Raw genomic sequence first — 13,833 nt, 5'->3', positions numbered from 1 at the left:
GCATGACCGAGCAGAGCGAGGTCATCAGGCAGCAGACCGGGGAGGCCAACTCGATGGGCAGCGTCCAGATCGTCACCACGATCCTCGCGGCCGCCATCACCGCCGTGGCGGTGTGGCTTGCGGTGCGTGCGGTCCTGAAGATGGTGGCAGTCATCCGGCTCGGGCAACCCGCGCCGGAGCGGTTCTCCGACAAGGTCGCCCGCGCCAGGACGATGCTGGTGGAGACGGCCGGCCACACCCGGATGTTCAAGTGGGGCGTGGTCGGCGCCGCGCACTGGTTCGTGATGGTCGCCTTCGTCGTGCTGTCGCTGCTGGTGCTCGAGGCGTACTTCGAGGTGGTCACCACCGACGGTGGTCTGCCGATCATCGGGCACTGGACGATCTTCGGCCTGGTCACCGAGATCATCGGGGTGCTGGGTCTGGTCGGCATCCTGGTGCTGATGGCGATCCGCCTGCGCAACCGGCCGACCCGCCCGGGCGGGCGGTCCCGGTTCACCGGCTCGACCATGTGGCAGGGCTACTTCGTCGAGTGGATCGTGCTGCTCGTCCTGATCTTCGGCTTCTTGATCCGGGGCTTCAAGGTCGCCACCGACCACTTCGAGTTCCCGTTCTGGGCCACCCCGGTCAGCCACGCGGTCGGTGCGGTGCTGCCCGACTGGGCGGACGGCGTCAGCGTCGCCGCGGCCATCAAGATCATTATTTCGATGACGTGGCTGATCGTCATCTCCCTGAACGTCACCATGGGCGTCGCCTGGCACCGCTTCCTGGCGTTCCCCAACATCTTCTTCAAGCGCGAGCCGGCCAAGCCGGCCGGATCCGGTCTCGGCGCGCTGCGCCCGATGACCAGCCAGGGCAAGCCGCTCGACTTCGAGGAGGCGGACCCGGAGAAGGACCAGTTCGGCGTCGCCCACGTCGAGCAGTTCAGCTGGAAGGGCCTTCTCGACTTCAGCACCTGCACCGAGTGCGGTCGCTGCCAGTCGCAGTGCCCGGCCTGGAACACCGGCAAGCCCCTGTCGCCGAAGCTGCTGGTGCTGAGCCTGCGCGACCACGCGTACGCCAAGGCGCCCTACCTGCTGGCCGGCGGCGGCAAGGACCTGACCGGCGAGGAGAAGGCCACCCAGGCGCAGCTCGCCCACCTGGACGTGCTGGCCCTCGCCGAGGCCGACAAGCCGTTGATCGGCACCGCCGAGGAGGGCGGTGTCATCGACCCGGACGTGCTCTGGTCCTGCACCACCTGCGGCGCCTGCGTCGAGCAGTGCCCGGTGGACATCGAGCACGTCGACCACATCGTCGACATGCGCCGTTACCAGGTGTTGATCGAGTCGAGCTTCCCCTCCGAGGCCGGGGTGATGCTGCGCAACCTGGAGAACAAGGGCAACCCGTGGGGCGCCCCGCAGAACACCCGCGAGGACTGGACCAAGGGCCTGGACTTCGAGGTCCCCCGGGTCGGCGAGGTGGACGACTTCGAGTACCTGTTCTGGGTCGGCTGCGCCGGTGCGTTCGAGGACCGGGCCAAGAAGACCACCCGCGCGGTGGCCACGCTGCTCAACGAGGCGGGCGTGAAGTTCGCGATCCTGGGCGAGGGCGAGACCTGCTCCGGCGACCCGGCGCGACGGATCGGCAACGAGTTCGTCTTCCAGATGCTCGCCCAGCAGAACGTGGAGACGCTGAACGAGGCGTTCGAGGGTCGGGAGAAGGCCAAGCGCAAGATCGTCGCGACCTGCCCGCACTGCTTCAACACCCTGGGCAACGAGTACGGCCAGCTCGGCGGCGAGTTCGAGGTGGTCCACCACACCCAACTGCTCGCGCACCTGGTCGCCACCGGCAAGCTCACGCCGGTGCAGCCGGTCGACGGCGGCGTCACCTACCACGACCCCTGCTACCTCGGTCGGCACAACCGGATCTTCGCGGCCCCCCGTGAGGTCCTTGGTGACGCCATCGAGGGCGACCTGACCGAGATGCCGCGTAACAGCGAGCGCTCCTTCTGCTGCGGCGCTGGCGGTGCCCGGATGTGGATGGAAGAGAAGATCGGCAAGCGGATCAACGTGGACCGGGTCGAGGAGGTTATGGCCACCGGGGCGAAGACGGTCGCGGTCGGTTGCCCGTTCTGCTCGACCATGCTCAACGACGGGGTCAACGGCAAGGGCGCCGGCGAACAGGTCGAGGTGATCGACGTGGCGAGCGTGCTGCTCCGTTCGGTCAAGCCCGAGCAGCCGCAGGGCGGCAAGGAGACCGCGCCGATCGGCGGCTGAGACGCGTACCCCTGGGATCTGTTCATCGACGGCGGCGGCCCCTGAGGGCCGCCGCCGTCGTGCAAGAATCTCGCCGAGGTGAGGCGACATCGACGGCCTACTCTTGACGACGCTGTTGCCCCTGGTCGGCTTCGTAGCCCTGACCGCGGGCAACGCGTTCTTCGTCGCGGCCGAGTTCGCCCTGGTCACGGTCGATCGGCCGGAGATCGACCGGCGGGCCGCCGCCGGCGACCAGGCCGCTCTGACGGTACGCACGGCGTTGCGCGAACTCTCCTTCCAGCTCTCCGGGGCGCAGCTCGGCATCACCATCACCGCGCTGCTCACCGGCTACCTGGCCGAGCCGGCCCTGGCGCGGCTCTTCACCCCGCTGTTGCGCCCGCTGGCCGGCGGCAGTACCGAGCGGATCACGCCGTTCCTCGCGTTGGCCCTGGCGACGCTGATCTCCATGCTCTTCGGTGAGTTGGTGCCGAAGAACGCGGCGCTGGCCCGGCCCATGCCGGCGGCGTTGGCCACGGCCGGCCCGATGCACACCTTCTCCCGGACGTTCGGCTGGGTGATCCGAGGATTGAACGGCTCGGCGAACCGACTGGTCCGGGCGCTCGGCGTGGAGCCGCAGGAGGAGCTGGCCAGCGCCCGCTCGCCGGAGGAGCTGGGTCTGCTGGCGGCCATCTCGGCGCGGGCCGGCGCGCTGCCCACGGACACCGCGATGCTGCTGCGTCGCACCATCCGCTTCGGTGACAAGCGGGCTGCGGAGGCGATGACCCCCAGGGTGGACGTGGTCGCGCTGCGCGTCACGGCCACCGTGGCCGAGCTGCTGGAGGAGTCGCGGCGGACCGGGCGGACCCGCTTCCCGGTGTACGAGGAGACCCTGGACCTGGTGACCGGGGTGGCCGCTGTGCCCGACGCGTTGGGCGTGCCGCTGGCCGACCGGGCGTCGACGACGGTCGGCTCGGTGGCCCGCGAGCCGGTGTACGTGCCGGAGAGCCTGAACCTGGACGGCGTCCTGGCCGCGCTGAAGGCGGCCGGGGCCGACCTGGCCATCGTGGTCGACGAGTACGGCGGCACGGACGGCGTGGTGACCGTCGAGGACCTCGTCGAGGAGTTGGTCGGCGAGATCGCCGACGAGTTCGACCCGGCGAGCGTGGACGACAACGGGTCGGTCGAGCTGACCGTGCCGGGCGGTGAGCGCACCGTGCTGGTCGACGGGGTGCTCCGCTCCGACGAGTTGGCCGAGCAGACCGGCTTCCGGCTGCCCGAGGGTCCGTACGAGACGTTGGCCGGGTTCCTGATGGCCCAGCTCGGGCACATCCCGCTCGCCGGCGAGACGGTCGAGACGGGCGGCTGGGAGTTCACCGTGGTCGAGGTGGAGCGGCACCGGATCGAGCAGGTCCGGGTGTTGCGCCCGGCGGATCCGGACGACGATGACTGAGCTGCTGGTGACCGTGCTGCTGCTGCTCGGCAACGGGTTCTTCGTGGGCAGCGAGTTCGCGCTCATCGCCTCCCGCCGGACGGTGATCGAACCGCTGGCCGCCGGGTCGAAACGCGCCCGCTGGGCGTTGTCGGCGATGAACCAGATCCCGTTGATGATCGCCGGCGCGCAGCTCGGCATCACGGTCTGCTCGTTGGGTCTGGGCGCGATCGCCGAACCGGCGCTGGCTCACCTGCTGGAGCCGCCGTTCCACGCGGCCGGCCTGCCCGAGCGGGCGGTGCACCCGATGGCGTTCGTGCTGGCACTGGGTGTGGTGGTCTTCCTGCACACGGTCGTCGGCGAGATGGTGCCGAAGAACATCACACTGGCCGGGCCGGAGGTATCGGCCCTCTGGCTCGGCCCGGCGATGCTGGCGTTCTGTGTGGCCACCAAACCGTTGTTGCTCGCGATGAAATGGGCGGCCCGGCGGGTGCTCGCGTTCTGGCGGATCGAGGCGTCCGAGGCGGTGAAGACGGTGTTCACCGCCGAGGAGTTGGCCGGCCTGGTCTCCCAGGCACGGACCGAGGGGCTGCTCGACGCGGAGCAGCACGCGCGGATCACGGGCGCGCTGGCCCTGCACGCGCGCACGGCGGCGGACGCGCTGCAACCCTGGTCGACGGTGGTGACGGTGGCCGAGGACGTCTCACCGGCGTCACTGGAGGTGCTGGCGACCCGGACCGGCCGGTCCCGGTTCCCGGTGGTGCAACGGTCGACCCGTCGGGTGCTCGGCTTCGTGCACGTCAAGGACGTGCTCGGGTACGCCGGGAAGGGCCGCCGGTCCCCGGTGCCGGCCGACGTCTACCGGCCGCTGGCGGTGGTGCCGCCGGAGCGTACGCTGGCCGACCTGCTGCTGGCCATGCGCCGCGAGCGGCGGCACATGGTGCTGGTCAGCGACGGTCGGCGGCCTCTCGGAGTGGTCACTCTCGACGATGTATTGACCGCAATCGTTGGTTGATGGACCAATACCCTTGGTGTGCAAGCGGTTGCACGACAGTGATGGTTACCGCGCTCGCCTTGATTACCGCCCCGAGCTTCCCTAATGTGGGGCACCGACCGCTGTGGGTCGTCTGCCTCGGCCCTTCCCTCACGCGAGGCGCCCGGCGGTCGGTTGCAAAGGAGTCGGTGCCGGTGGCAACCATGCCCCCTCATCGTCACGACCTGTTTGCGTCTGCTCGCTCTGCTGGCCTGCGTCGCGCCGCGCATCGGGTGCTGGTCCTGGTCGCCGCCGCGGCGGTCGGCGCCGGTCTGCTGACCGCGCCGGCACATGCCGCGCCCACGGTCGACGAGATCGAGGCGCAGATCGACAAGAAGTGGGAGCAGTTGGAGCCCACCATCGAGCAGTACAACAAGGTCCGGGCGCAGCTGAAGGTCAACCGGCAGAAGTCGGCGAACCTGCAGAAGAAGATCGAGCCGCTGGCGCTGCAGAGCGAACTGGCGCTCAACCGGGTCGGCGACCTCGCCTCCCGCTACTACATCTCCGGCCCGTCGCACGACATCGGCGCGCTGCTGGTCAGCGCCAAGCCGGACACGCTCACCGAGCAGCTCACCATCCTCGACCGGCTCGCCTCGCAGGAGCGCAAGGAGGTCGAGGGTGTGCTGGCCGTGCGGGCCAAGTACGACGGCGAGAAGCAGAAGCTGGACGCGCTGATCGTCACCCAGACCCGGCAGCAGAACGAGCTGGCGGCCAAGAAGAAGCAGATCGACGGCGAGATCAAGAAGCTCGAGGCGTCGATGCCCAAGACCACGGTGGTGACCGCGGCCTGCCCGACCATCAACGGAGTGGTCAGCGCGGCGGCCCGCACCGCGATCAAGACCGCCTGCGGCAAGGTCGGCAAGCCGTACGTCTGGGGCGCCACCGGGCCGAACTCGTTCGACTGCTCGGGGCTGACCCAGTACGCCTACAAGGCGGCCGGGATCTACCTCACCCACCACACCGGTGACCAGTGGAACGAGGGCAAGGCCATCTCGCGAGGCGACGCCCGCCCCGGTGACCTGGTCTTCTTCTTCTCCGGCCTGAGTCATGTCGGGCTGTATCTGGGCAACAACCAGATGGTGCACGCGCCACGTGCCGGCAAACCGGTGCAGGTGGCCAGCATCAACAACATGCCCGTCGCCGGGTTCCGTAGACCCGGCTGATCCACCTGGCGCGACACGACGGCCCCCGGTCACCGACCGGGGGCCGTCGTGGTTCTCAGCGGGGAGCGCCCGACGGGGACGGCAACAGCTGCACGTCGGCGAGGTCGACGTACATGATCCGGTGGCCGAACTGGATCTGCGCGTACCGGTTCTTGCCGCGAATCACCGTCCAGTCACCGGGCGAGGAGCCGTCGAACGTGCTGGCCCGGTAGTACTCACCGGCCAGCACCGCGCCGACGGCGTACCGCTGCCCGGCGGCCAAGGTGTACTGAAGCGGCGAGATCGCCTGGTATGGCACCCCGTCCGGGTACGCCGACTGCTCCGGGTACGCCCGTCCGTAGACCGGAACGGTGGCCCGGCCGGGCTTCGGGGTGGCCACCACGCCGACGGTCCAACTGGCGGTCGGCGCGGACGCCGGGTTGTGGAACCAGGCCCGCTGTCCGAGGTACCAGATCGCCGTCCAGTCACCCTGCCGCCCGGCCAGCGCGTACGTCTGCCCGGCGGATGCCCGGGCCCCGTGGTCCGACACGGCCATCGTGTTCGGGGTGCCGTCTGGGCGGAGCGCGATGTCGTTGACCAGCGGCGCGTCCGCGGACGGCGCGCTGCGCAGCACCACCGCCGAGGAGCCGCGCGGCGCGCACGGCACGCCCGCGGTGACGCAGCCGATGAACGCCGGCTGGTTGGTGGCGTAGTCCGGGTCGATCCGGACCAGCCCGGTGGCCGGGGTGCCGGTGTCCAGTCGAGGGGCGTGCAGCAGGTCGAAGTAGTGCGTCCAGTCCCAGTACGGGCCCGGATCCCAGTGCATCCCCCGCACGGTCGAGGCGACGGTGCCGGGCACGTTGTCGTGGCCGATGATGTGCTGACGGTCCAGTGGGATGCCGAGCCGCAGCGCCAGATGCCGGACCAGCTTCGCCGAGGTCCGGTACATCGCCTCGGTGTACCAGGTGCCCTGCGCCGCGAAGCCCTCGTGTTCCAGCCCGATCGACTTCGCGTTGACGTACCAGTTGCCGGCGTGCCAGCCGACGTCCTTGGTCCTCACATGCTGGGCGATGTGCCCGTCGACCGAGCGCAGCGAGTAGTGCCAGCTCACGTAGGTCGGATCCTGGACGAGTTGCAGCGTGGTCGCCCAACTCGCCTCGGTGTCGTGGATGACGATGTACTCGATCTTCTGCCGTGCGGGCCGGTCGGACAGGTCGTGGTTGCCGTAGTCCCCGTCGCCGAACGCCTCGTAGGGTGCCGGGATCCACTCGCAGGAGATGGTGCGGGGGCACTCCACCCCGTCCGGGCGGGCCAGCCGGCGCAGGCCCAGCCTGTCCAACCAGGAACGCTCGGGGCGCACCGCACGGGCCGGCAGGGTGACCCGCTGGCCGTCGTCGGTCACCCGGGACTGGCCTGCGACGATGGTGGTGAAGACCTCGTCGGCGAAGGCCGCGGCGGCGTCGGCGCTGTCCGCGCCGGAGTAGCGGGCCACCGCGCCGTACCAGGCGGCCGGGTCGGTGCCGGCGCCGACCGGCGCACCCAGGTCCCGTTGGTACGCGCTGAGCAGCGCGGCCCCACCCCGGATGTTGAGGCCCGTGTCGGTGCGCAGTGCCTCGGGAGTGGTGCCGGTCAGCGCGGCGGCGGCGTCCACGGTCTGCAACGCGGCGGTGGACGGCGCGGGGGCCTCGACCGACCGGGGTGCGGGCACCCGGGCGGGACGGGAATCGTCGCCGCGGGGGTCCTCGGCGCCGGCGTCGTGGTGACCACCCCCGGGTAGGGCGGCCACGTGCCGCGCGTCGGTCAGGTGCATCGGGCCGTAGCCGCCACTGGTGCTCGGTGTGCCGGCGTTGGTGTCCCAGCGCGACTCCAGGTAGGAGACGCCGAGCAGCACGACGGTCGGCACCCCGTACTCGGTGGCCGCGGCGGCGTACTGCTGCTGGCGGTCGGTCGTGGGCGCGGCGGCGGCCGGGCCGGCGGAGAGTGGCACCGTGGTCGCGGCGGCGACCACGGTGGCGGCGAGCAGGGCACGCCAGCCGGCCGACAGGGTTGGATGGTGCATCGAACCCCCTAGATTCTCGCGGAGTGAGGTCAGGTCACCATCGCGCCGCCCGGGAGGTCAGGTCAATACCTTTCCATCTATCTACGTCAGCGGAAAGAATTCTTCACACACGGTCGGTCGTCTCGTCCAATCGGTACGGAGTGTCACGGCCGCACGGGTTGCGGATCGGTAACGAGCGTCTCTACTCTGGTCATTCGTCGGCCCGACAGCAGCTCCGCCCAGCCCGGGCGGTAACGGACCGACACCGCCGAGTCGTTTCCGAGCGAACCGGGGACCCAGGTCCCTCGGGGTGAATCCGCAGCCACTGCGGTAGGGCGCCGACTTCCCGCCCGAACCCGTCAGCTAACCCGGTAGGCGGTCAGGAAGAAGGAGTACGGAACCCCGGTGGCACTCCATGCCCCGCGGCCGTCGTCCGAGCGGCCGGCATCAGCCGGCCCGGCGTCGATCGTGCCGCGCCCACGCTGGTCCCGCTTCACCACCGCACTCGCCGCGCTGGCCGGCATCGCCGTCGTCCTGACCGGCAGTGCCACGGCGGCCCACGCCGACCCGTCCGTCGCCGAGATCGAGCGCCAGATCGACGCCGACTGGAACAAGCTCGAACCGATCATCGAACGGCACAACGCCACCCGCACCGACCTCGCCGCGAAGCGCAAGCAGGCCGACGCGCTGGCCGCCCGGATCACCCCGCTGGAGCGCCAGGTCGACGCCGCGATGGACAAGGTCAGCGCCCTGGCCGTACGCGCCTACAAGGGTGAGAACGTCTCGACCGTCAACGCGGTGCTGGGCAGCCGGTCGCCCAGCGAGGTGGTCGGCCAGCTCGAAATGCTCGACCGCTTCGCACACAACCAGCAGAAGGACGTACGCCAGGTGGCCGACCTGCGCGACCAGTTGGCCGCGCAGAAGGCGCCGCTGGACGAGATGGTGGCCCAGCTGACCCGCACCGAGGCTCAGTTGGCGGCGAAGAAGAAGCAGATCAACGAAGAGATCGACCGCCTGCAGAAGCTGCGCCTCAAGGTGTACGGCAACGGCGGCGGCGGTCCGCTGCGCCCGGCGCCCTGCCCGGGTAGCTACCCCGGCGGCGCCGCGGGCACCGCGGTCAAGTTCGCCTGCGCGCAGATCGGCAAGCCCTACGTCTGGGGTGCCGAGGGTCCGAACTCGTACGACTGCTCCGGGCTGATGCTGGCCGCCTGGGCGAAGGCCGGCGTGTCGCTGCCGCACAACGCCGCCGCGCAGAGCCGCGTCACCAAGGACGTCAGCAGGGGCGACCTGCGCCCCGGCGACCTGGTCTTCTACTACAGCGACATCCACCACGTCGGCATGTACGTCGGCGACGGTTGGGTGGTGCACGCCTCGCAGGCCGGTCAACCGGTCAAGATGAAGAAGGTCGACGACGGCCCGATCCACAGTTACGGCCGCCCAGGCTGACTCTGGATGTTCGGAGGGCCCGTCGCGATCCGTCGCGGCGGGCCCTCGTCGTCCTGGTTCTAGCGGGTCGGCCAGGTGCGCCAGTGCTGCCAGGCGCGGCTGGGCGTCGGCCCCCGCTGGCCCTGGTAGCGCGAGCCGTAGACCACCGAGCCGTACGGGTGCTCGGCCGGCGAGGAGAGTCGGAAGATGCAGAGCTGCCCGATCTTCATGCCCGGCCACAGGGTGATCGGCAGGTTCGCCACGTTCGAGAGTTCCAGCGTCACGTGACCGGAGAAGCCCGGATCGATGAAACCGGCGGTGGAGTGGGTGAGCAGCCCGAGCCGGCCCAGGGAGCTCTTGCCCTCCAGTCGGCCGGCGAGCTGGTCACCCAGCGAGATGACCTCCAGCGTCGAGGCGAGCACGAACTCCCCCGGGTGCAGCACGAACGGCTCGCCGTCGGGCACCTCGACCACCGAGGTCAGGTCGTCCTGCTGCATGGCGGGATCGATGTGGGTGTAGAGGTGGTTGTTGAAGACCCGGAACAGCCGGTCGAGTCGGACGTCGATGCTGGACGGTTGGACCAGGGTGGGCTCGAACGGCTCCAGGCCCAGCGTGCCGGCCTTGATCTCGGAGACCAGGTCGCGGTCGGAGAGCAGCATCGGACCACCATAGCCGCGTTGCCAAAAGTGCCCGGATTCGGTGCCGGTGACCAGCGCGTCGAGGTCGCTGCTCGTACATTTGTTCGATAGAATGCCCGCATGGCTTCCTGGTCCGAATTCGCCGCCGACGAGCCCCGACTCGCCGACGGGATCCGCGTTCTCCTTCAGCAGTACGGGCCGGGCTTCGGCTATCTGGCCACGATCCGTGCCGACGGCGGGCCCCGCGTCCATCCGGTCTCCCCGGTCATCACCGCTGAGGGGCTGTTCTGCTTCATCATCGACTCGCCCAAGCGCCGCGACCTCGAACGGGACGGCCGTTACGCGCTGCACTCGTTCCCGGCGGAGGAGAGCGACGACGAGGCGTACGTGGCGGGGCGTGCCCGTCCGGTGACCGATCCGGTCCGGGTGGCGCTCTTGGCGCAGAGCGCCCGGGCCGAGCCCCTGGTCGACTGGCGGCTCTTCGAGTTCACCGTCGACGTGGCGATGCTCACCCGCCGTGAGCAGCACGTCGCGGGCATTCCGGGCCTCGCGCCGGGTCGGCCGGCCGTTCGGGTCTGGCTCGACCCAAACGCCCCGGCGGCGGTGGCCGCCCCACTGACCGTCCCGCAGACCCGCCCGACCCGCCTCAGCCGTGACGTCCAGTGCACGGCCGCCGCCTGACCACGACCGGAAGATCATCGGTGCCGGCTCCTTCCAACGGAGCCGGCACCGGCCGTACGTGCCGGCCGGCACCCGCATGATCAACTCGACTTCAATGAAATCGCGGTGTCCCAGTGCTCCGGATGCCCCGACTTCCAGAAAGTCGAGTGGATCAACCCGGGGTCGACCCGGGCGGAGCGGTACGCGCACACCTGCGGCCGGCGGGGGTACCTGGGTGCACGGGCTCGACGACTCGGGTACAGTGGTGCCGCTTGCGGGTGTAGTTCAATGGCAGAACATCAGCTTCCCAAGCTGACAGTGCGGGTTCGATTCCCGTCACCCGCTCCACGGTGAGGCCCCAGCTCAGGACAAGTTTCCTGGCTGGGGCCTCATTCGTTGCCATCACTTCTTGCGCTTGCCGTGCCCGCTACGTGCCCGATCCTGACTCTTTTTGATCTGCGAGCTGAGCGCGTCGGCGATCTGCTCATCCTGCTCGCGGGCGGTGTGCTGGTAGATCATTGCGGCACGAGTAGAGGCGTGACCCATCCGCGCCATCAGGTCGGCGAGACTCGCCCCGGTCCGGGAGGCGAGGGTGTTACCGGTGTGCCGCAGGTCGTGGAAGTGGAAGCCAGGCAGGCCAGCCGCCGCGACGGACGCCCGCCAATTACAGGTGCGCTGGAAGTTGGAGCGACGCAGGGGCGCTCCGGTTGCGCCAGTGAAGACGAGCGCGTCCTGGTCGTCGTTCACGAAGGCGTCCAGGTGTGCGAGCACATCGCGACGGATCGCCGCAGGGATGGTGACAGTGCGCATGCCGGCATCGGTCTTGGGCGGGCCGAAAGTCAGGGTGCCGTCCTGGCGCTCGACCAGAGTCGCGCGGACCGTCAGGGTCCGACAGCGCGGGTCGAAGTCGCGACGGCGCAGGGCCGCAAGCTCTCCGTAGCGGAGGCTGGCGAAGGCGGCCAGCAAGATGAGGACGCGAAGGCGTCGGGGCACGATGTCGGCGAGCTGGAAGACCTGGGCGACGGTGGCGGTGGGTCGCTCGGTCGGCCGTTCGATGCCCGCGCCCTGGATGCGGCAGGGGTTACGCCGGATGAGTTCGTCGTCAACGGCGGTGTTCAGTGCGGCGCGAAGAAGGCGGTACGCCTTGGCCGCCATCGTGGCGCTGACACCATCGTTGAGAAGGTCAGCACGCCAGGCCCGGATGGCACCGGGAGTCAGATTGTTGAGGATGTAACCGCCGAGTCGTGGCGTGATGTGCTTCCGGTGTAGCCAGCGGTAGAGGTCGATTGTTCGGGGGCGCAGGTTCGGACGGTGGTTGACCCACTCGGTGAGGTAAGCATCGAGTGCGATGCGACCGAGGTCCGGGTTACGCCAGGTTCCCCGGGTCATGTCGGTCTCGACGGCGGTTAGCCAGCGATCAGCGTCGGTCTTACTGGCGAAAGTGTGTGGTGCGGGGCGATCGATGCCGTCCGGGTCGAGGTACCGAGCTTGAAAGCGACCGGATGGCAGCTTCCGGACTCGGCCGAAGCGGCGCTTGCTAGCCATAGACGTGCTCTCCCTCCCGGTATTGCAGGACAGGCCGGACGGCGTCAATGCGGCCTTGACGGATGTACTCGGTCAAGTCATCTGGGTGGAACCGGACGTACTTGCCGACCTTGTAGAAGCGGATGCGGCGTTCGGCGACGATGCGGCGTACGAAGCGGACTCCGGTGCCGAGGCGTTGCGCGGCTTGGTCGACGGTGAGCATGTCGACGTCGCGGGGTTCGTTCAGGGCAGTGCTCCTCTCGTGATGACGGACGGGTCTTGTGAGTCACGCAGCAGCGGCCATCTCCTCTCGTGCGACCTCGCGTCGTTCGCGGGCCATGGCGGCGGCAGTGTTGGCAAGCAGTGCGTCTCCGGTGGTGCGCCAGCCGGACCCGGCGTAGGTGAGCAGCCCGACGATGAGGGTCGTTTCGTTCTCGATCTGGTCGGGGTATTCGTGGCCGGTTTCCGTGCGTCGCCAGATGACGCGGGCGTCGCGCAGGATGCGGAAGGTGGTGGAGTAGCGGCGGCTTTTGGTGAGGAAGTGGCCGCCGAAGCCGAGCATGTGTGCCCAGCGTCGGAGGTGTTGCCAGTCGCGGTTGCGGCCGAGGGTCCAGCAGGCGTCGATGAGCCGTTCGGGGTGGCTTCCTTGGTGGTTGGCGTAGAGGTCGATGACCTCGCCGTCGAGGCGGCGGGACACGTGCCCTGTGGCCTCGGTGCTCTTGGTGGCGTACTTGGCCAGGTATCCGGCGACTTTCCCGTCGGTGATCTCGCCGTCGGCGGCGATGGGGCGGACGTCGACCTGCTCGCCCCAGGCGATGCCCCAGCCTGCCGGCTGGGCGGGGTGTGGGCGGGTGGTGAAGGTGACCGTGGTGGCGGCGTGTTCGGCGACGGCGACCAGGTCGTCAACGCCGAAGGCTGCGGGTGGTGGGATGACGGCGTCGGGGTCGTAGGGGTGGATGCCGTCGAGGCGGATGATGGCGTGGTAGTGCACGACGGCGCGGCGTTGCATCTCGGCGACTTTGCCGAACGACGGCTTGGCCGGTGGCACGCGGCGTACCCGGCCGGAGGCGGTGACCTGCTCGACCCAGGGCAGGCCGAGCTGCCGGGCGCGGGTGCGCAGGTGTCGGGTGATGGCGATGGTGGTGCGGCGCCACAACTCCGGGGCGGAGTGGTTCCACACGACCTGGGCGTCGTAGTCGTAGCAGTCCAGACACAGCGGTTGACCCAGCCGAGGATCGGTCTCCTCGTGACGTGCCCAGCAGACCGACGGTTGCCCATGCTGGCACGGTTGGGCGGTGGGGTCGGTGGCCCGGCGGGGGTGGCAGGGTTCGGCCCGGCAGTCGCAGCGGCGACGGTTGCCGCAAGTGTGCCGCTTCACGACGCGGGTGTGCACGCTGCCGAACGACGGGGCGGTGAAGGTGACGAACACCGCCGGATGCCCAGCCACGCTCGCGGGGATGCCCTTGCCGCCGGCGAGTCCGGCGCGCAGCAGTTGGTAGGCGTCGCGTTGGTAGGTGCGGGCGCAGGAGGGACAGACGGCGTGACGGCGGTTGCCGCACGGCTTGTAAATCTCTCCGTCGGGCATGTCCTCGGTTCGGGCGGCGGACAGGAGTTGGCCGGTGGCCCGCTCGACAGTGGCGACCTCGCCCGAGAGGCGGATCGGGTGGGAGCAGCCCGCGGCTGCCTTGACGTGGTCGAGCCAGTCGAAGACGT

Annotated in this window: 11 protein-coding genes, 1 tRNA gene and 1 riboswitch; of the genes, 7 read left to right on the top strand and 5 right to left on the bottom strand. The window is 69.7% G+C overall.

Translation table 11 applies throughout. The annotated features are described in order from the left end of the window. The first annotated feature begins 53 nt into the window (after nt 1-53). The 4 genes from AC5L30_RS29645 (at nt 54) to AC5L30_RS29630 (ending at nt 5,856) form a co-directional block, all read left to right on the top strand. The gene (locus AC5L30_RS29645; RefSeq protein ID WP_494871371.1) at nt 54-2,252 is read left to right on the top strand and encodes a (Fe-S)-binding protein; all 2,199 of its coding nucleotides are present in this window, start codon (nt 54-56) and stop codon (nt 2,250-2,252) included. Between the two features lie 103 nt (nt 2,253-2,355). Further along, nucleotides 2,356-3,681: a hemolysin family protein gene (locus tag AC5L30_RS29640; RefSeq protein WP_494871280.1), complete on the top strand. Its 1,326-nt coding sequence runs from the start codon at nt 2,356-2,358 to the stop codon at nt 3,679-3,681. Continuing rightward, entirely contained in the window at nt 3,674-4,675 is a 1,002-nt protein-coding gene (locus AC5L30_RS29635; RefSeq protein WP_494871278.1) for a hemolysin family protein, read from the top strand. The genes AC5L30_RS29640 and AC5L30_RS29635 overlap by 8 nt, the downstream gene beginning before the upstream one ends. Before the next feature lie 167 nt (nt 4,676-4,842). Further along, the gene (locus AC5L30_RS29630; protein ID WP_494871276.1) at nt 4,843-5,856 is read left to right on the top strand and encodes a C40 family peptidase; all 1,014 of its coding nucleotides are present in this window, start codon (nt 4,843-4,845) and stop codon (nt 5,854-5,856) included. A 55-nt stretch (nt 5,857-5,911) separates the two neighbouring features. On the opposite strand, the gene AC5L30_RS29625 is transcribed toward AC5L30_RS29630, so the two are convergent. After that, a complete protein-coding gene (locus AC5L30_RS29625; RefSeq protein WP_494871274.1) occupies nt 5,912-7,894 on the bottom strand; it encodes an N-acetylmuramoyl-L-alanine amidase in 1,983 nt (660 codons plus the stop codon). 235 nt (nt 7,895-8,129) lie between these two features. Continuing rightward, nucleotides 8,130-8,265: riboswitch (cyclic di-AMP (ydaO/yuaA leader) on the top strand. A gap of 13 nt (nt 8,266-8,278) precedes the next feature. Between AC5L30_RS29625 and AC5L30_RS29620 the strand changes: the two genes are divergently transcribed. Continuing rightward, nucleotides 8,279-9,319: a C40 family peptidase gene (locus AC5L30_RS29620; protein ID WP_494871272.1), complete on the top strand. Its 1,041-nt coding sequence runs from the start codon at nt 8,279-8,281 to the stop codon at nt 9,317-9,319. A gap of 59 nt (nt 9,320-9,378) precedes the next feature. Here the strand turns inward: AC5L30_RS29620 and dcd are convergent, their stop codons facing one another. Next, on the bottom strand, nt 9,379-9,957 hold the full coding sequence (gene dcd, locus AC5L30_RS29615; RefSeq protein WP_089018323.1) for a dCTP deaminase: 579 nt from the start codon (nt 9,955-9,957) through the stop codon (nt 9,379-9,381). Nucleotides 9,958-10,056: 99 nt separating this feature from the next. Between dcd and AC5L30_RS29610 the strand changes: the two genes are divergently transcribed. Beyond that, complete coding sequence (locus AC5L30_RS29610; protein WP_494871270.1) at nt 10,057-10,617, top strand: pyridoxamine 5'-phosphate oxidase family protein; 561 nt, start codon at nt 10,057-10,059, stop codon at nt 10,615-10,617. A gap of 253 nt (nt 10,618-10,870) precedes the next feature. After that, nucleotides 10,871-10,944: transfer RNA gene (locus AC5L30_RS29605), tRNA-Gly, on the top strand. 54 nt (nt 10,945-10,998) lie between these two features. Here AC5L30_RS29605 and AC5L30_RS29600 read toward each other — a convergent pair. From AC5L30_RS29600 to AC5L30_RS29590, 3 genes are all read right to left on the bottom strand, one after another. Then, the gene (locus AC5L30_RS29600) at nt 10,999-12,141 is read right to left on the bottom strand and encodes a tyrosine-type recombinase/integrase (protein ID WP_494871268.1); all 1,143 of its coding nucleotides are present in this window, start codon (nt 12,139-12,141) and stop codon (nt 10,999-11,001) included. Beyond that, nucleotides 12,134-12,343 (bottom strand): excisionase family DNA-binding protein, encoded by a 210-nt coding sequence (locus tag AC5L30_RS29595; protein WP_494871266.1) that lies wholly within the window; start codon nt 12,341-12,343, stop codon nt 12,134-12,136. Before AC5L30_RS29595 ends, AC5L30_RS29600 begins: the two co-directional genes overlap by 8 nt. A gap of 63 nt (nt 12,344-12,406) precedes the next feature. Then, nucleotides 12,407-13,833 (bottom strand): replication initiator (locus tag AC5L30_RS29590; RefSeq protein ID WP_494871265.1); only part of this gene is annotated, 1,427 nt, incomplete at its 5' end.

The organism is Micromonospora sp. BQ32, from assembly GCF_059358895.1.
This window is presented reverse-complemented; position numbering and strand designations above follow the sequence as displayed.